The organism is Marinobacter sp. HL-58 (assembly GCF_001314605.1).
In the GTDB taxonomy this organism is placed as follows: domain Bacteria; phylum Pseudomonadota; class Gammaproteobacteria; order Pseudomonadales; family Oleiphilaceae; genus Marinobacter.
This window is the reverse complement of sequence record NZ_LIHP01000008.1, coordinates 1-17,641: the sequence shown is the minus strand read 5'-3', so window position 1 is coordinate 17,641 and position 17,641 is coordinate 1. Positions and strand designations below refer to the sequence as shown.

14 protein-coding genes are annotated in these 17,641 nt (G+C 58.8%); 8 read left to right on the top strand and 6 right to left on the bottom strand.

Annotation, left to right across the window (positions count from 1 at the left end):
* Positions 1 to 160: 160 nt before the first annotated feature.
* The gene (locus tag HLUCCO03_RS06700; protein WP_027830514.1) at positions 161 to 2,188 is read right to left on the bottom strand and encodes a TonB-dependent receptor; all 2,028 of its coding nucleotides are present in this window, start codon (positions 2,186 to 2,188) and stop codon (positions 161 to 163) included.
* Positions 2,189 to 2,416: 228 nt separating this feature from the next.
* Between HLUCCO03_RS06700 and gdhA the strand changes: the two genes are divergently transcribed.
* From gdhA to HLUCCO03_RS06675, 5 genes are all read left to right on the top strand, one after another.
* Entirely contained in the window at positions 2,417 to 3,766 is a 1,350-nt protein-coding gene (gdhA, locus tag HLUCCO03_RS06695) for an NADP-specific glutamate dehydrogenase (RefSeq protein WP_027830513.1), read from the top strand.
* A 7-nt stretch (positions 3,767 to 3,773) separates the two neighbouring features.
* Positions 3,774 to 6,350, top strand: coding sequence for a PEP/pyruvate-binding domain-containing protein (locus HLUCCO03_RS06690; RefSeq protein ID WP_027830512.1), 2,577 nt, complete (start codon positions 3,774 to 3,776; stop codon positions 6,348 to 6,350).
* 64 nt (positions 6,351 to 6,414) lie between these two features.
* The gene (locus HLUCCO03_RS06685) at positions 6,415 to 7,686 is read left to right on the top strand and encodes a sensor histidine kinase KdpD (RefSeq protein WP_027830511.1); all 1,272 of its coding nucleotides are present in this window, start codon (positions 6,415 to 6,417) and stop codon (positions 7,684 to 7,686) included.
* A complete protein-coding gene (locus HLUCCO03_RS06680) occupies positions 7,683 to 8,216 on the top strand; it encodes a response regulator (protein ID WP_027830510.1) in 534 nt (177 codons plus the stop codon). Before HLUCCO03_RS06685 ends, HLUCCO03_RS06680 begins: the two co-directional genes overlap by 4 nt.
* 255 nt (positions 8,217 to 8,471) lie before the next feature.
* Entirely contained in the window at positions 8,472 to 10,241 is a 1,770-nt protein-coding gene (locus HLUCCO03_RS06675; protein ID WP_292016643.1) for an EAL domain-containing protein, read from the top strand.
* Here the strand turns inward: HLUCCO03_RS06675 and HLUCCO03_RS06670 are convergent.
* The 4 genes from HLUCCO03_RS06670 to HLUCCO03_RS06655 all read right to left on the bottom strand — a co-directional run bounded on the left by HLUCCO03_RS06670 (position 10,232) and on the right by HLUCCO03_RS06655 (position 15,104).
* The gene (locus HLUCCO03_RS06670) at positions 10,232 to 10,891 is read right to left on the bottom strand and encodes an energy-coupling factor ABC transporter permease (protein WP_027830509.1); all 660 of its coding nucleotides are present in this window, start codon (positions 10,889 to 10,891) and stop codon (positions 10,232 to 10,234) included. The genes HLUCCO03_RS06675 and HLUCCO03_RS06670 overlap by 10 nt on opposite strands.
* Positions 10,815 to 12,641 (bottom strand): SulP family inorganic anion transporter, encoded by a 1,827-nt coding sequence (locus HLUCCO03_RS06665; protein WP_292016642.1) that lies wholly within the window; start codon positions 12,639 to 12,641, stop codon positions 10,815 to 10,817. Before HLUCCO03_RS06665 ends, HLUCCO03_RS06670 begins: the two co-directional genes overlap by 77 nt.
* Positions 12,642 to 12,649: 8 nt before the next feature.
* The gene (locus tag HLUCCO03_RS06660) at positions 12,650 to 13,516 is read right to left on the bottom strand and encodes an MBL fold metallo-hydrolase (protein WP_027830508.1); all 867 of its coding nucleotides are present in this window, start codon (positions 13,514 to 13,516) and stop codon (positions 12,650 to 12,652) included.
* Between the two features lie 76 nt (positions 13,517 to 13,592).
* A complete protein-coding gene (locus HLUCCO03_RS06655; RefSeq protein WP_027830507.1) occupies positions 13,593 to 15,104 on the bottom strand; it encodes a diguanylate cyclase in 1,512 nt (503 codons plus the stop codon).
* Positions 15,105 to 15,334: 230 nt separating this feature from the next.
* Here HLUCCO03_RS06655 and HLUCCO03_RS06650 point away from each other — a divergent pair, with 230 nt between their 5' ends.
* The gene (locus tag HLUCCO03_RS06650) at positions 15,335 to 16,642 is read left to right on the top strand and encodes an MFS transporter (RefSeq protein WP_027830506.1); all 1,308 of its coding nucleotides are present in this window, start codon (positions 15,335 to 15,337) and stop codon (positions 16,640 to 16,642) included.
* Positions 16,643 to 16,706: 64 nt separating this feature from the next.
* Here the strand turns inward: HLUCCO03_RS06650 and HLUCCO03_RS06645 are convergent, their stop codons facing one another.
* Entirely contained in the window at positions 16,707 to 16,892 is a 186-nt protein-coding gene (locus tag HLUCCO03_RS06645) for a hypothetical protein (protein ID WP_292016641.1), read from the bottom strand.
* 242 nt (positions 16,893 to 17,134) lie between these two features.
* Between HLUCCO03_RS06645 and HLUCCO03_RS06640 the strand changes: the two genes are divergently transcribed.
* Entirely contained in the window at positions 17,135 to 17,446 is a 312-nt protein-coding gene (locus HLUCCO03_RS06640) for a BrnT family toxin (RefSeq protein ID WP_027830505.1), read from the top strand.
* Positions 17,421 to 17,641: BrnA antitoxin family protein (locus tag HLUCCO03_RS06635; RefSeq protein ID WP_292016640.1), on the top strand; the 221-nt coding region annotated here is incomplete at its 3' end. The genes HLUCCO03_RS06640 and HLUCCO03_RS06635, both read left to right, overlap by 26 nt.

The window sequence follows — 17,641 nt, the reverse complement described above, 5'->3', positions numbered from 1 at the left end:
GTTATATGGTTATTCTTTTGAATTACCGGAGTTTAGCAGGCAGGCAAACGTCTGACATTGAGCCGGGACAAAAAAAAGCCCCGGGTGGCGGAGTTGGTTCCACACGGGGCGCAATGTTACCCGCCGGCTATGAGGGGCGGGCAACCGCCATAATCGGTCGTTACCACCGGGCCGTGAGTGCCGCGCGCACGGTACGGCCGGGTTCGTTCACCCTGAATACGCCACTGTCAGAGAGGTTGTCCTTGCTTACGTGGTACGCCCAGGTATTGTCGAACAGATTGTCCACTGCCCAGGTCAGGCTCAGATTGGCCATCAGCGGATGGGTACCAGACAGATTGAATACCCCATAGCCCGGCGAAGTACTTGGATCCAGCCCGGACTCCAGGTCAACATGATCCTGTCGGCGTGCCAGCTGCCACTGGGCTTTCAGGGTGTGGCCCCGTTGGTGCCAGCTCAGGGTCTGGATAAACTGGATGGGTGGAATCCGTGGCAGGGCCTTGTCGGCATCCCGGTTTTCACCCCGAACCGATGCCAGTTTGCTACTGCTACTCCAGGTACCGTTACTCCATCCCAGTTCACCCTCAACGCCCAGGAGACGGGCGTCGATGTTGGTGTAGCGGGTGTCCGTGGTGTTATCCGGGTTGCGGGTCTCAAAGCGATAGACGTAGTCATCCACCTGATCGACCCATACAGCAGGGCGCCACGTCCAGTCACCCTGCCGGCCGGGCAGGCTGACTTCCAGTTTGTGGTGTTTTTCTGTGTCCAGATCCGGATTGCCCACCCACGTGCCTTTCATGGTCTTCTGGGCGACATAGCGTTCATTCACGCTGGGTGAACGCACGCTATGGCTGGCGGTCGCTTCAAGCGACTGGGACGGAGAAAAACGCCATTCTCCCGTCATGAAGCCGCTGACGTTGTTGTCATTGGCCTCAGTGTCTGTAACGCCATAGGCAGAGGCGTAGAGACCAGACGGGGAAAAGGCCATCATGCCACCGGGCATAGGACGGAAGGTCTGATCCGCCCGGGTTGCATCCATCTCGACCCGGTCATAGCGAATGCCGGCACCCAGGCGGGTATTCACCCGGATCTGGTGAAACGCTTCCACAAACACACCCACCCGATCCCGCTCCACACCAGGCCACATCAGGGAAGCCTCGTTGGCAAGATTCGTTCCGTTGTACATGGTGGCGTCCCACTCGTTGCTTTCCACATCCACACCGATCGCAATATCCCTGGTGTGGTTGATGGTCTGATCCAGCACCAGCCGGGCACCCCGGGTAAGGGTCTCGGAGTCGGTCTGCATTTTCATCGTCGACTCACGCAGACTGAAGTTATCCATGACATGGTCCACATCCGCCTGCCAGGCCATCAGGTTCCAGCCACCGTTGGCTACCGGCGCACCCAGCTCGAGGCGGTAAAGATCGGTGTCGGTTTCTGGCGCATCCATACCCCGACCCGGGAACTTCACATCCCGCTCTTCCTGTCGGCTGACCAGACCCTTGATGTAGAAACCGTTGTCGGCGGTCCAGGCAGCATCCACACGGCCTTCAGCGTTTTCGTAGGAACTGCGGACTTCGTTGCCATCACCGTCCTCGTAGTCGTCCGCTTCGTCGTAACCGCCGGCCAGGCGTATAAACGTGTCCCTGCTGCCAACCGCCACACTGCCGTTCACGAGCTTGCCTTCGCCGTTGTCGGAGCCACCCAGAGTGAGGTGGCCTGCGGTACGGTTGTCGCCGGCAAATTCCGGTTTCGCCGTGGTGGCCCCAATCTGGCCACCGGCAATCGGACCCCAGCGCAGGGTCTTGTTGCTTGTGCGCACCTCCAGTACCGGCGCGAGCGCTGTACTCAGGCGACTGGTGGGTGGATCCATGCGGCTGGGACAGGCACCTTCCACCCGCATGCCGTCAATCAGCACGTCAACTCGTTCTTCATTCTGGCCATGAATCACCGGATCCAGGCCCCGGCCACCCATCCGGGAAAGCGAAACCGCGGGGCTGGCCGACAGCCTCTGTACCGGCTCAGTCTGAATGGCAGCTTCCGAAAGCCGCGCCGCCTCGGCGGACTGACCCTCGGTAATCCGGATCAGCAACGGGCTTTCCTGTTCAGGTTGGGCGTTTGCGAGGGGGGCGGCCACAGTGCCGACCATCACAAGGCTGATACAGCGAGCCAGATGGTTTTTTCTCAACATCGTCGGGTGGTCCTTGGAGCGGTTCCGTTAGTGACGCAACTATAACGGGCGGCTTTCAACCTGGCTTGAGACACAATGCCGCACCCCCTTCGGGGTATTCCAAAAATTCAAATAGATTGATTCTTTCCACGCTTGCCAATAAGCGCCCCGCTATGGTGCAATCTATGGCCTTTTTGGTCGGCTGTTATGCAACCAGCCTTCAATACGCGAATTCCGTGAGACTTCCCCATGACTGCAAAACTTGATGAAAAACTGGAACCTATCTTCCAGGATGTACTGCACCGAAACCCCGGCGAGAGTGAATTCCACCAGGCCGTCCATGAGGTTCTGGAAACCCTGGGACCGGTGCTGGTGAAGTATCCGGAATTTGCCGACAAGAAGATTATCCAGCGTATCTGTGAACCCGAGCGCCAGATCATTTTCCGGGTACCCTGGCAGGACGACCGCGGCGAGATTCACATCAACCGCGCCTTCCGTGTCGAGTTCAACAGTGCCCTGGGCCCCTACAAGGGCGGCATGCGTTTTCACCCGTCCGTTTACCTGGGCATCATCAAGTTCCTGGGCTTCGAACAGATCTTCAAGAACGCCCTGACCGGCCTGCCGATCGGTGGCGGCAAAGGCGGCAGCGACTTTGACCCGAAAGGCAAATCCGACGATGAGGTGATGCGTTTCTGTCAAAGCCTGATGACCGAGCTGTATCGCCACCTGGGTGAATACACCGACGTTCCCGCCGGGGATATCGGCGTGGGTGGTCGCGAGATCGGCTATCTGTTCGGGCAATACAAGCGCATCACCAACCGCTACGAGTCCGGTGTATTTACCGGCAAGGGCCTGGAGTGGGGCGGCAGCCGCGCCCGTACCGAAGCAACCGGCTACGGCACTGTATTCTTCACCCACGAAATGCTGAAGGCCCGCGGCGATTCCCTGGACGGCAAAACCGTGGTGGTGTCAGGCTCCGGCAACGTGGCCATCTATGCCATCGAAAAAGCCCATGAACTGGGCGCCAAGGTTATTGCCTGTTCCGATTCCCAGGGCATGGTTGTGCACGAGAAGGGCATTGACCTTCAGACCCTCAGGCGCATCAAGGAAGTGGAGCGCCGCCGCATCAGCGCCTACACTGAGTTCCACAAAGACGCGAAATACGTCGAAGGTGGCAATATCTGGAGCATACCCTGCGACGTCGCTCTGCCCTGCGCCACCCAGAATGAGCTCAATGGCAAGGATGCGAAAACTCTGGTGGAAAACGGCTGCATCGCCGTGGCCGAAGGCGCCAACATGCCCACCACGCCGGAAGGCATCGACATTTTCCAGAACGCCAGGCTGGCCTATGGTCCCGGCAAGGCTGCCAACGCAGGCGGTGTCGCCACCTCCGCACTGGAAATGCAGCAGAACGCCAGTCGCGACTCCTGGACCTTCGACTACACCCAGAAGCGGCTTGAGGAAATCATGATCGATATCCACAAGAACTGTTATGAAACCGCCGCCGAATTCGGTGTGGAAGGCAACTACGTGGTGGGCGCCAACATCACCGGTTTCCTGCGGGTTGCCAGGGCAATGAACGCCATGGGCGTGATCTGATCCTGCCATGACCCGCAATGACCCTCGCCAGCCCGATGACCGGGTTTCCACCGGCCTGACCGGGCTGGACGAGGTTCTGGATGGTCTGCGAATCGGTGATAACGTGGTCTGGCGGGTGTCGGACCTGAACGATTATAGCCGGTTCGTGCATCCCTTTATTGATGCCGCCTCCGATTCCGGCCGCCAGATTATCTATCTGCGCTTTGGTGAACACCCCCCGATCATTGATCAACACCCCTCGGTGCGCACCATCGAGATCGACGCCCTCGGCGGCTTCGAGAGCTTCACCAGCCGGGTCTGGCACCTGATCGAACAGCATGGCCGTGGCGCGTTTTACGTGTGCGACAGCCTCAGCGAACTGCTCAATGCCTGGGCCACCGACGCCATGGTGGGCAACTTCTTCCGGGTGGTGTGCCCCCTCCTGTTCGAGCTGGACACTGTGGCCTGGTTTGCCCTGCATCCTGAAAGACATTCCCGCATGACACTGGATCGCATCCGCGAAACCACACAGGTCATGATCGATGTCCACCGCCACGGCGACAATGTACAGATTCACCCGATCAAGGCCTGGCGCCGGCAATCCCCCACCATGTTCCTTCCCCACCGGGAACAGGCGGGCAGCTTCCAGCCCATCACCGACAGCAGCGACGCTACCCGCTTGCAGGCCAGCCTGGAGCTGGAACACCGGCACCGCCAGCCACTGCTGGATTACTGGGACAGGCTGTTCCAGGAGGCCAGCCGGGCACTGTCCGAAAACGATGAAAGCTGCATCAATGACCTGAAAGAACAGGTGCTGCAGGTACTGATCAGCCGGGAACCCCGGATTCTGGAGCTGGCAAGGCGCTATCTGTCGCTGGAAGATCTGCTTGGCATTCGCAGCCGACTGGTGGGCAGCGGCTATATCGGTGGTAAAGCCACAGGCATGCTGATTGCCCGGAACATTCTGCTGACAGAAGACCCGGAACTCTGGCAACAGCAACTGGAACCCCACGACTCCAGCTATCTGGGCACTGACGCTTACTACGCCTTCCTGGTGCATAACCGCCTGTGGCCATCAATCATGCGCCAACGATCAGAAGCCGGGTACCTGACTGAAGCCCCGGCACTGAGAGCAGGCATTACCGCCGGCCGCTTCCCGGACGAAATCCGGAGCGAGCTGGAGAGGCTGCTGGATCATTACGGCCAGTATCCCATTCTGGTGCGTTCATCGAGCCTGCAGGAAGACGGTTTCGGCAATGCCTTCGCCGGAAAGTACGACAGTGTGTTCCTGGTGAACCAGGGCTCGCCAGAGCAACGGCTGGCTGCACTGGAGGATGCCATTCGCCAGGTCTACGCCTCATCCATGAGCGAAGATGCCCTGCGCTACCGCCAACAGCGGGGGCTGGACCAGTGGGAGGAACCCATGGCCCTGCTGATCCAGCGGGTCAATGGCCGCTTCCACGGCCGCTACTACCTGCCCGATGCCGCAGGGGTTGGCGTCTCCCGCAACACGTTTGCCTGGGACAGCTCCATGAACCCCGACGCCGGCATGGTCAGGCTGGTGATGGGGCTGGGCACCCGCGCGGTGGATCGTATAGAAGGGGATCACGCCTGCGTCATGGCACTGGATCAGCCCATGCGCCGGCCGTTCCGGAACCAGGACGAATCCTACCGCTTCTCCCAGCATCTGGTGGATGTGCTGGACCTCCAGGAAGGAAGCCTGAACACCCGCCCCCTCAGCCAGCTACTGGAAAACACCACCGCCCTGCCCATGGCCCAACTGGCGGAAGTGGATCGGGCGGCAACCTCCCGGGCCGAACAGATCGGCCTTGAAGGCCCGGTCTGGCGCCTGACATTCCGTCCGCTGGTGCAACAGGGGGCTTTTATCTCAAGGCTTTCACGCATGCTGCAGACGCTGGAGGCGGGCTACCAACACCCGGTGGATGTGGAATTCACCCTGCACCTGGACCAGCGGGGCGAGCCTTCCTTCAATCTGGTGCAGTGCCGGCCCCTGGCCACGGTTGGCGATGCCGGGCCGGTGAACATCCCGGACACACTGCCAGAAGACAAACTGCTGTTCCGTACCGAAGGCCATTTCATGGGCGGCAATATCAACCTGGCCATACAGCGCGTGATACGAGTCGATGCCGCCGTATATGCAGACCTCAACATCAATCAGCGCTTTGAAGTCGCCCGGCTGGTGGGGGAGCAGGTCCGGTCCGCCAACGTCTCCACCCTGCTGATCGGCCCCGGCCGTTGGGGAACCAGCAGCCCGGAACTGGGCGTGCCGGTCCGTTTTTCAGACATTGCCGGCATAGCCGCACTGGTTGAAGTGTCGGAAACAGCGGGCCAGATGGTGCCGGATCTCTCCTATGGCTCGCACTTTTTCCAGGACCTGGTGGAAACCGGCATTGCCTATGCCGCCCTTTTCCCTGAAAACGGTCATTGCCAGTACTTCCCGGAGCATCTGGGTGAAACCTCCGCTTCAGCCGGCCCCGGTCCCTCGCCAGAAGCCGCCGTCCGTTTGCATGACCTGACCCGAAGGCCGCTGCAGTTGCGCGGAGATATTGTCCGCCAGCAACTCGTCTGTTACTTCGCCGATTGACCCCGGGCAATCCGCCACGCAATTTCCCCACCGATACCCGGTGTCTGCTGCTAGAATCCCGTCCATGGAATGGCTAACCCACTCACAGACCGGTTTTCAACAGGCTGCCCGATATCTGCTGGGCATGCGGCTGACGCTTGTCGCCATTCAGCTGACAACCATTGCCGTGGCCGAAACCATGGTGGCGCTTGCGCATCGTGCGGAGGCCCTGATTGTTTGCCTGATCTATGCCGCGGCCGCCGTTCTGTCGTGGCTCTGGTTCACCCGTCGGCCACCCCGGTCCACCACGACAGTCAGCCTGGTTCTGACCGTCGATCTGCTGCTTATTGGCCTCTGGCTGTACCTGACCGGCGGTTACACCAACCCCCTGGTTTCTCTGCTATTGCTGCCTATTGCCGTGGCCATCATTCTGGTGCCCCTGGGTCAGAGTATCGCCGTTACCCTCGCGGGTATCGCAATCTATACCTCGCTGGTCCTCTGGCATACCCCGGTCACCCATGAACATCACAGCGCCAACCTGGCCCAGCTGCATCTGGTCGGTATGTGGGTGACCTTTGCGGCAACCGCCGTAATACTTCTTCTCGTTGTCGGTGCACTGGCCCGTCGCCTGCGCCAGCAGCAGTCCCAGCTGGCCCGGATTCGGGAAACCCGCCTGCGGGATGAGCAGATCATCGCCCTGGGGCTGTCCGCAGCTGCCGTCGCCCACCGCCTGGGCACACCGCTGAACACCATGACTCTGCTGGTGGAAGAGATGAAGTCCGCCCTGCCCGAAAACACACCGCTTTCCGATGACCTTGCCTTGATGGAACAGCAACTCGGGCTCTGCAGCACACATCTGCAACAGCTGTCAGCAGCAGCCATGCAGGCGAAAACCGCCCAGTTTGAAACCCTGCCGGCGGAGGACTGGCTGCTGCGCCTGCGGGAGTCTGCCACTCTGCTCTGGCCCGGTGCTGCGATAAAATGGCAGCAACCGTTTCCCCAGTGTCTGGTAACGGTAGATGCCACGCTGGATCAGGCCGTTCTCAACCTGCTTGCCAATGCCGTTACCGCCAGTCCTTCCTGGGTCGCGATCAGCGCCAGGGAGAACAGCGAAGGGAGGCTGGAATTGATTATCGAGGACCATGGCGATGGCTTTGGATCCGCGATGGAGGGTTCCCTTGGCGAGCAGGTGGTGAGTTCTGAAAACGGCCTCGGGGTTGGCCTTTTCCTGTCCAATGCCACCATCCAGCGGCTCGGGGGGACTCTGAAAGCGCGTGCTGGCTCCGAAGGCACAACCATGATTATTGATCTGCCGACGACAACCGATGACAAGCTTACCCGGGAGGACAAAGCGTGAGTGAAAGCCCGGTCTGGTTGCTTATTGATGACGACGACGCCTTCCTTCAGGTGCTCCAGCGCTCGCTCAGTCGCCAGGGCATCGAGTCCCGGCTTGCACGAAGCCATCAGGAAGCCAGAGAAGCACTGGCAGCGGAGGATGCCCATCGCTGCGTTCTGGACCTGAACCTCGCTGGCGAAAGCGGCCTGCAGCTGTTGCCGGAACTCCTGAGCCTGAATCCGCAACTGGAGGTTCTGGTGCTGACGGGTTACGGCAGCATCGCCACAGCGGTTGAGGCCATGCGCCGGGGTGCGGTGAACTACCTCTGCAAACCGGTCACGGTCAATCAGCTGCTTGCGGGTTTCGAACCACTGGATGCGCCGCCCGATCTGCGCAATGAGCCGCCGTCAGTGGAAGAAATGGAGTGGGAACATATACAGCGGATACTGAACGACAACGATGGTAACGTCTCGGCCACTGCACGAGCTCTGAACATGCATCGCCGGACCCTGCAGCGAAAATTGCAGAAGCATTCCCGGTGGCGCCAGTGAAACCCAGCCACAAACTGGCAAAAAAATGACATCCGTCAATCTGTACCGACCAATTGCCCATGGCTATATGGCGCCATTCCGGTAGCATGCCTTCTTCATCGAAAACGATATGTGGTGAGGAAAACCCTGAGCAACACGCCGGGCGTCGCGACAACTACGGACGCCGAAAACCTGCTCAGCTGCTACCCTTGCGCCAAGTCTCACAGGGAGGAGAGTTCGTTCACTGACCAGACTGAATAGCAGACACCAACTCTCATGCCCAGACACCCGACACCCGAACAGCCACCTTCCGAGATCGACCCTGACCGTCTGGCCCTGGTGGCTGCCACCCTGTTTCATCGCAGCCATGAAGCCATTCTGATTACCGATCAGGCCAACCGGATTCTGGACGTGAACCCTGCGTTTTCGAGAATTACCGGTTACAGCAGGGAAGAAGTCCTCGGTCTGAATCCGGCGATTCTCAGTTCCGGGCGTCATTCCGGCGATTATTACCGTTCCATGTGGACCTCGATCGAGAAGACCGATCACTGGCGCGGTGAAATCTGGAATCGCCGCAAGAACGGTGAAGAGTACATTGAACTGCTCTCCATCAGCCGCGTGCATCTGGAGGAACCCGGCCAGTATTACCACGTGGCGGCCTTTTCCGATATCACCGCGCTCAAGAACCACGCCAAAGAGCTGGACCGAGCCGCCAACTACGATGATCTGACCGGGCTTCCGAACCGGCAACTTCTGGAAGATCGCCTGCGCAGCGCCCGCATTCATGCCGACCGGCAACGCCGGACCCTGTCTGTCTGCTACCTGGACCTGGATGGCTTCAAGTCCATCAATGACCGCTACGGGCATCCTGTGGGTGACCAGGCCCTGCGCACGCTTTCGGAACGTCTGACCCGGGCCCTGCGCAGTGGTGATACGGTAGCCCGGATTGGTGGTGACGAATTTGCCCTTCTGCTTCAGGGCGACGACAACCATGAAGCGGTCTATCAGCGCATTCTAGCAACGGTCGGCGAGCCGGTGGAGCTGGGAGACGAGAGTGTCACACTGACTGCCAGCCTGGGCATTACCCGCTATCCGGACGACAGTGCAGATGCCGAAGGCCTGATCCGACATGCTGACCAGGCCATGTATTCCGCAAAAGAAAAGGGCCGTAACCAGTACCACTTTTTCGACCCCGGCCTCGATGAACATCGCCGCCGCCGTCGCAATCAGCTGATGGACATTGCCCGCGCGCTGGAAAATGAAGAGTTCGAGCTGTTCTTCCAGCCCCAGATCCGCCTCACCGACTGCCAGTTGCTGGGCTTCGAGACGCTGATTCGCTGGAATCATCCCGAACACGGCCTGGTTTCTCCGGGTCAGTTCCTGCCTCTGGTCGAGAACAGCCATCTGGAAGTTCCACTTGGCCAGTGGGTGCTCAAGGAAGCCATTCACCAGATGAATGTCTGGAAGGCAGCGGGCGAAGACCTGGCAGTCAGCATCAACATCAGCGCAGCGCATCTGATGGACCGCAGTTTTGCCGATTACCTGGAAAGCTACCTCCATAGTCATCCTGAGGTCCACCCGGGGCAAATCACCCTTGAGGTCCTGGAGTCGACTGCCCTGGAAGATACCAAGCGTGCCAGCAATGTGCTGGCCCGTTGCCGGACCCTTGGCCTGCAGGTGGCGCTTGATGATTTCGGCACCGGTTTCTCATCGCTTACCTACCTGCGATCATTGCCGGTAGACAGCATCAAGATCGACCAGAGTTTTGTCCGCAACATGCTGGATGACGCCAGTGACCGGGCGATTGTCGAGAGTGTGATTTTCCTTGCCCAGCGCTTCTCGTATCCGGTTCTGGCGGAGGGCGTGGAAACCATGGAGCAGGCGCAGTCTCTGCGGCACATGGGCTGCGATTGCGCGCAGGGCTACGGAATTGCGCGCCCCATGCCAGCGAAAGAGGTTCTGGAGTGGGCCAGCCAATGGCGGAACCGCGTCCAGGCAGGAAGCAGCGGAAAACTGGACCAGCTGATCTCGGCTGCTCAGCGGTAACGACGCTGGTCCAGGGTCGACAACCGGTCCGGATGAAACACCATCAGGCCGGTAACAAATGCGCCGTTTACAAAGCCTTCGGGGATCATGAAGAGCGGAAGATACCGCAGATACTCATGGACCAGCTCACCGAAGCTATACACCCCGGCGGACCACAGCATCAGGCACATCACCACGCCTGCCACCGCCACGGAAATGCCAGCACCAAAAAACCCGCAAAAGAAGATATAGGCAAAGAAATTCCGGAAATTCCGTTTTCGCTCCCATAGCATTATGCCGTGGCTGACCAGCGCCGGCACCATCACCGTAACCAGGCCGTTGGCGGCAAAAGCAATCAGTGGTTCCCGCCCGGTAATGACGGTAATGACCAATGCCAGCAACCCCGACAGCACCGCCAATCGCCAGCCCATCATCAGGGTAATCAGGGTCATGCCGAAGACGTGGATGGACAGGCCGGGAGAGATCCCGGCTCGCAGTTGCCAGACAAAACCGAGAACCACCGCAGCCCCGAAAAACGTATGTTGCAGGGCCTGGTCACGGCGAAATTCCGACCAGTTGATCCCCCGGGCAGCGTTAACCAGTATCGCCAGGAATATCAGGCCGGTGATAATTAACTGGCTGGCAGAGAGCAGGTTCTCTGTCATTCCCATGGTGTGAATGCTCCGAATCCGGACGTTGAGTCACCTTGGTACAGGGCCGGGTCAGTACCTGCCAGGCCTCGTAGGCACTCAGAAAAACCTGACCTCCAAGGTCCGCCAGCAACTCCGTGTCCCTGAGGCGGTCCATTACAGGTCCTTTTACGTCCGAAAGATGCAGCCGGACGCCTGCATCCGTCAACCGCTCATTGATCGCTTCCAGGCTTTCGAGGGCTGACGCGTCCACCAGATTGACCGCCGGGCACACCAGAACCAGGTCCTGCAGTTCCGGTTGCCGGGTGACCAGGTCCATCACGGTTTCTTCCAGGAAGCGGGCGTTGGCAAAATACAGGCTTTCATCCACCCGCAGGAAGGTCACCCTGGGGCAGAGTTCAACCTGATGCCGCAGCACATTACGGAAATGCTCGGTACCCGGCACACGGCCGATCACTGCGCTGTGGGGGCGGCTTGTCCGGTACAGGAACAGGCCGATGGACAGGGCCACACCCGCGATAATGCCGGCTTCAACGCTGTGCACCAGTGTCAGTACGATGGTCGCGAGCATGGCGCCGAAATCCGTCCGGGAATAACGCCATGTACGGCCGAGGGCCGGAAAGTCGATCAGGGTGGAGACTGCCACGATGATGGTAGCCGCCAGGGTGGCCTGGGGCAGGTAGGCGATGGCCGGTGTCAGGAACAGGGTGGCAAGGGCAATGCCCATCGCGGCGTAGGCCCCGGCTGCCGGGGTCTCGGCGCCGGCATCGAAATTGACCACAGAGCGGGAAAAACCACCGGTTACCGGCATGCCACCGGAAAAACCGGCTCCGAGGTTGGCGGTACCAAGGCCTATCAGTTCCTGGTCCGGATCAATCCTCTGGCGCCGCTTGGCAGCCAGAGTCTGGCCCACAGACACCGACTCCACGAAACCCACCACGCTGATCAGCAAGGCACTGACCGCCAGTTGCTGCCACAATCCCATGTCCAGGCTGGGCATTGTGAAATCGGGCAATCCACGGGGAACATCACCCACCAGGCGCACACCCTGGGAGTCGAGCTGGAACAGCCAGGCTACCAGGGTGGTAACCAGCACCGCCAGAATGGGTGCGGTTTTGGTGAGAATATCGGCCGTTCTCGGTACCAGGCCCATGGCCATGAGCGCAGGTTTCAGACGTTTTCGGGCAAGTACCAGAAACAGTAACGCTCCGCCACCGACGGCCAGAGTCGCCAGGTTGATGTCTGCTGCCGACATTATCAGGGACTGGCCAATCGACAACAGATTATGGCCGGATGCCTGAATACCGAAAATATGCTTGAGCTGGCTGGCTGCAATGACAATACCGGAAGCCGTGATAAAACCTGAAATAACCGGATGGCTGAGAAAATTGGCCAGGAAGCCGAGCCTGAGAACGCCCATCAGTGTCAGCATCAGGCCCGACATCACCGCCAGCAGAACCGCACCGGCAATGTATTCCGGAGTACCGGATTCCGCCAGGGGCGCCAGCGCGGCCGCGGTCATCAGGGAAGTAACCGCCACCGGGCCCACAGACAGGGTCCGGCTGGTGCCGAACACGGCGTAGATCGCCAGCGGCAGGATACTGGCGTACAGACCCACGTGGGCGGGCAGGCCTGCCAGCAGTGCATAGGCCAGTGACTGGGGGATGAGCATGACCGTCACGATAACCGCGGCCACCAGGTCACTGGTGGCCTGGTCACGGCCATACTCTGGCGCCCATTGCAGGATGGGCAGATAGCGTTTCAGATTCATCGGGAATCTCAGAACAGGTTAACCGGGACTTTCAGGTAAACCTGCCCGTTATCCTCGGCAGGGGGCATATGCCCGGCCCGCATATTAACCTGCACCGACGGCAGGATCAGCCGGGGCATATCCAGTGTCGCATCGCGCTCGGTCCGCATTTTCACAAATTCATCCTCGGAAACACCCTCATGCACATGGATATTGTGGCGGCGCTGTTCCGCTACCGTGGTCATGTGCTGGTATTCATCCCTGTCCGGCGCCTTGTAGTCGTGGCAAAGGAAAATGCGGGTCTCGGGAGGCAATGCCAGGACCTTCTGAATCGACTGGTACAGTGTCCGCGCATCACCGCCGGGGAAGTCGCAACGGGCTGTGCCGTAATCCGGCATGAACAGGGTATCCCCCACGAACGCCGCATCCCCGATAACATAGGTCAGGCATGCGGGGGTGTGACCGGGCGTGTGCAACACACGGCCTTCCAGGTTACCGATCCGGAACGTGTCACCCTCATTGAACAAAGCATCAAACTGGCTGCCATCCCGGGCAAACTCGGTACCGGCGTTGAAAGCTTTGCCGAAAATCTCCTGAACCTCGACGATATGGGCCCCGATGCCTGTTTTACCGCCAAGCTCCGTGTGCAGGTAAGGCGCTGCGGAGAGGTGATCGGCGTGAACATGGGTCTCGATGATCCACTCTACCTTGAGGTTCCTGTTCCGGATGTAGTCAATGATCTCATTGGCGGACCGCACATCCGTCTTGCCCGCGGCATAGTCGAAATCGAGCACGGAATCGATGATGGCACAGGCGTTGCTGTCAGGATCACTGATTACATAACTGAAGGTATTGGTGGGTTCGTCGAAAAAGTGCTGGACGAGTGGATTAGTCATGGTACTCATCTCCCGGTGATTCACATTTAGTTCTAAGCATATACTAAAATGAAATATGAAGGGAAATGAAGTTTTGTTATAGCCGCGATGGCCCTGATGCATTAGCGAAACAATCACGGCCGGCGCTTTTGGCGATGTAGAGCCTGTGATCCGCCGCACCTAGCAGCGATTCCGGGGCAGGATTCGTGGAACCATCATCGCCAACGGCTGCAACCCCCGCGCTGACGGTCAGTGGGATACACTGCTCTTCAAAAACAAAATCGTAACTTCTGACTTTCGCAATGATCCGGTTCACCAGCGCCCCTGCAGCCTCACCGTCCGTTGCCGAAAAAGCCACCACAAACTCCTCGCCACCGAAACGGGCCACCACATCCGTGGCCCGGGTATGTTCAAGCAATATACCGGTGAACTCCCTCAGCACGTAGTCACCGGCCAGATGGCCAAGGGTGTCGTTAACCAACTTGAAATGATCGATGTCAAACAGAGCCAGTGCGAAAGGTTGCCGCTCACGGCTCCACAGGGCGATCATTTCATCCAGGCGGGGGTAGAGATAGCGACGGTTATGAAGCCCGGTCAGCGGGTCTCTTATGGACTGGTTCAGGAGTTCTTCTTCAAGCCGGTGCCGTTCCAGGGCACCGGATAGCAACCCGGATACTATGATCAACAGGTCAGCCTGGTCGGTGCGCCATTCCCGGGGGCTCAGGGAATCCACTCCGAAGAAACCGGACACCATGCCCCTGGTTCGCACCGGCACACAGAACATGGAACAAACCCCCTGCTCCGTCAGTAAGGCTTTCTCCGGACCAGCCTCTTCCGGGAGCGCAGCCACATCCTCGATAAAAACCGGGCGATTCGCCAGAATCATCTGGTCAATCTGCTGGTGCCACCAGGCGAAGGTATCAATTGGTACCTGCTGCTGGGAGTCAATGAGTGACTCCACACCCTCACGGCACCATTCGTGGGTATTGGTCATTTCCGCACGCTGTTCGGGAACACTGTACAGATAGGCCCGGTCCACTCCGAAAAACCGGCCAATCGCTTCCAGTACCTGATTAATGCTCTGATCGATGTCGCCAAAACCACGGGTGATAAAATCCGAAGACAGGCGCGCGATCAGCTTCTGGAAACCCGCCTGGAAGGAAAACTCCGCCTCGCTCTCCCGCAGGGAAAACTCCAGGTCCTTGAACGCCTGGATATCGTTGAACTGGCCATACCAGAGCACGCTGCCATCGGCCTGTAGTTCCGGTATCGAATCAGACTCGAACCAGTGATAGTCACCACTGACAAGACGCATTCTTGCCTGGTGCTGCCAGGGTGTGAGTTTACTGGCGGATTCCTCAATACTGGCGGCAACGCCGGCGACATCCTCCGGATGTACCACCGAGAATACCACCTGGCCATCACGGTTCAGATCCCCGGGCTCGAGCCCGAACAGGGTCCGGACCCTGTCACTGACAAAAGGGTAGCGATGGTGCAGGCCATCCGCACTGCGCTGGTAAATAAACAATATCCCCGGCACGCCCGAAGCCAGCTTCGGGAACAGATCGGGGAAGCCGCTTTGCTGCCCGTCATCGTCAATTTGCGACATAGATGCTCTGTTACCCAGGAAATGAAGGGCCATGTCCACCCTCAGTTACTGAGAGTGTAGAGCAAGCAAACATCTGCAGCGAGGCGCTCATTCCCAATCCGGCAGGTTTTCCTGCACCAACAGGCCGCCAACCTGAAGGGGGTTTAACCCGCGGGGCTGGGCAAATGCGGACATAACGGCGACAATCACGGCACGGACCGGCCTCGCAAGGAACAGGAGTTCAGCTTCACATGCCACTACAAACGCCCCTCCCCCGACCCCAGGGTGCGCCTGAAAACAAACGGGCGCTATGGTCCTGGGCATTTTATGACTGGGCCAACAGCGCGTTCTTTACCATCATCCTGACGTTTGTCTTTGCCCAGTATTTCAGTGCATCGGTTATGCAGAATGAGGTGGCCGGCACCGAGGCCTGGGGTACCATTGTAGGCGTTTCCGGCGTCATTATTGCCATTCTGGCTCCCATCCTGGGGGCCATTGCGGACCAGTCGGGCCGCCGCAAACCCTGGTTTATCAGCTTCACCCTTTTGTGCGTAGCATCCTGCGCCATGCTCTGGACCATAACACCGGACCAGGATCAGTTCTGGAAAGCGGCCCTGTGGGTGGGCCTTGGCACGCTCGGTGCCGAATTTGCCTTCATTTTCTACAATTCCATGTTACCGGACCTGGCCAGCCAGGAGCGCACCGGCCGATGGTCTGGCTGGGCCTGGGGCCTCGGTTATGTCGGCGGTGTTCTGAGCCTGGTGGTAGCGCTGTACGGCTTTATCGAGACTGACTTCAATCCTTTCAACCTGAACCGGGACGAGGCCGAGCACGTGCGTGCCACCTTTGTTCTGGTCGCTGTCTGGTACCTGGTGTTTGCCCTGCCAGCGTTCTTCTTTATTCCGGATCGGCCGTCCACCGGCCTTAACCTGGCTGCTGCTACCCGGGCCGGATTCACTCAGCTGAAGGAGTCCATTGTCCATGTACGCCAGTACAGGGAAATCGTGCGTTTTCTGATCGCCCGCATGCTCTATACCGATGGCCTCGCCACTATCTTCACGTTCGGTGGTGTATACGCCGCCGGCACCTTCGATATGAACACCACGGAAGTACTGCAGTTCGCCATTGCCCTGAATGTAACAGCGGGACTGGGCGCGGTTGCTTTCGCCTGGATTGACGATGCCCTGGGCGGGCGTAACACCATTCTGCTGTCACTGGTGGGACTGGGAAGCAGCGCGCTGGCCATCCTGGTGGTGGACGGAGCCACGGCATTCTGGGTGTGGGGCATGATCCTGGGTATATTCGTGGGACCGCTGCAGTCCGCCAGCCGCTCCCACCTGGCCCGTGTTGCCCCACCACACCTGCAAACGCAGATGTTTGGCCTGTTCGCCTTCTCCGGCAAGGCGACAGCCTTCGCCGGCCCATTGCTGGTGGGCTGGGTCACGGCAATAACCGACAGTCAGCGCTGGGGGATGAGCACGATCCTCGCTTTCCTGCTGGTGGGATTCCTGCTGATGCTGACAATACCAGCCACGGAAACCCGAAAACCAGACTTGTAACCAACTGGGCTGGATTACGTTTTAGCAGGTTACGCAGCCAGTCCGTGTCCAGGTGGTCGCTGCTTCAGGCCGCAACAAGCTTCTTCACGTTAAGCTCTTTGCGATCCTGTTCAGCCTGCCAGAGCTCATATTGGAACTGCTGATTCAGCCAGCTTTCTGCCGAGGTATCAAAAGAAATAGAGAGCCGGATAGCCATTTCGGGATTGATACCGGCCTTGCCGGGCTGAAGCTGTTCCTGGTAGTTGATCACGACCATGGCATTCTGATCGTAGTTTTAGTTGTAGTCCTTGAAGCGGGGCATGCCAACGACTCCTTGTCCGTTTGCCTGATCCTATCAAACCGGAGCGGGGATTTCGGGGTTTTTCTACAGGCTCAACGCCTGCAGCATGCGCGCCCTTGAAATGGAGCCGAAGGCGCAATGTAAAGGGCGTCGCCGTGCCTGCATTAGTTAGCACTTGTTGACGCCAGTGTATATGCTGATAATATACTTTTATGATCAACTGGGTACAAGTTACTGGCTTTGACTGGGACGAAGGCAACTCCCGCAAGAACGCGGAGAAACATGGCGTAAACCAGTCCGAAGCGGAAGAAATTTTCTTTAACGAACCACTTCTGGTGCTGGATGACTCCAAGCACAGCCAGACTGAGGCCCGTTTTCACGCCCTTGGTGTAACGGATGATGAGAGACTGCTCCACATTACGTTCACACTAAGGCAGAACGGTACGCTGATCAGAGTGATTTTTGCTCGCGACATGCACCGTAAAGAGAGGGCTGTTTATGAGCAAGCTAAAAAAGATGCCTGAATTTAAAACTGAAGCAGAAGAGCGAGAGTTCTGGGAAACCCACGATTCCACAGATTACCTGGATTGGAGTCAGGCCAAGCCGGCATCGTTCCCGAAGCTGAAACCCTCAACCAAGACGATCTCACTCCGGTTGCCGGAAACCTTGCTTGATCGGATCAAAATCGAAGCCAACAAGCGGGACATGCCCTATCAATC

Bases quoted from the DNA above. Each gene is read 5' to 3' on its own strand.
- HLUCCO03_RS06700 (WP_027830514.1), bottom strand. From the start codon at position 2,188: ATGTTGAGAAAAAACCATCTGGCTCGCTGTATCAGCCTTGTGATGGTC.
- gdhA (WP_027830513.1), top strand. From the start codon at position 2,417: ATGACTGCAAAACTTGATGAAAAACTGGAACCTATCTTCCAGGATGTA.
- HLUCCO03_RS06690 (WP_027830512.1), top strand. From the start codon at position 3,774: ATGACCCGCAATGACCCTCGCCAGCCCGATGACCGGGTTTCCACCGGC.
- HLUCCO03_RS06685 (WP_027830511.1), top strand. From the start codon at position 6,415: ATGGAATGGCTAACCCACTCACAGACCGGTTTTCAACAGGCTGCCCGA.
- HLUCCO03_RS06675 (WP_292016643.1), top strand. From the start codon at position 8,472: ATGCCCAGACACCCGACACCCGAACAGCCACCTTCCGAGATCGACCCT.
- HLUCCO03_RS06670 (WP_027830509.1), bottom strand. From the start codon at position 10,891: ATGGGAATGACAGAGAACCTGCTCTCTGCCAGCCAGTTAATTATCACC.
- HLUCCO03_RS06665 (WP_292016642.1), bottom strand. From the start codon at position 12,641: ATGAATCTGAAACGCTATCTGCCCATCCTGCAATGGGCGCCAGAGTAT.
- HLUCCO03_RS06660 (WP_027830508.1), bottom strand. From the start codon at position 13,516: ATGACTAATCCACTCGTCCAGCACTTTTTCGACGAACCCACCAATACC.
- HLUCCO03_RS06655 (WP_027830507.1), bottom strand. From the start codon at position 15,104: ATGTCGCAAATTGACGATGACGGGCAGCAAAGCGGCTTCCCCGATCTG.
- HLUCCO03_RS06650 (WP_027830506.1), top strand. From the start codon at position 15,335: ATGCCACTACAAACGCCCCTCCCCCGACCCCAGGGTGCGCCTGAAAAC.
- HLUCCO03_RS06640 (WP_027830505.1), top strand. From the start codon at position 17,135: ATGATCAACTGGGTACAAGTTACTGGCTTTGACTGGGACGAAGGCAAC.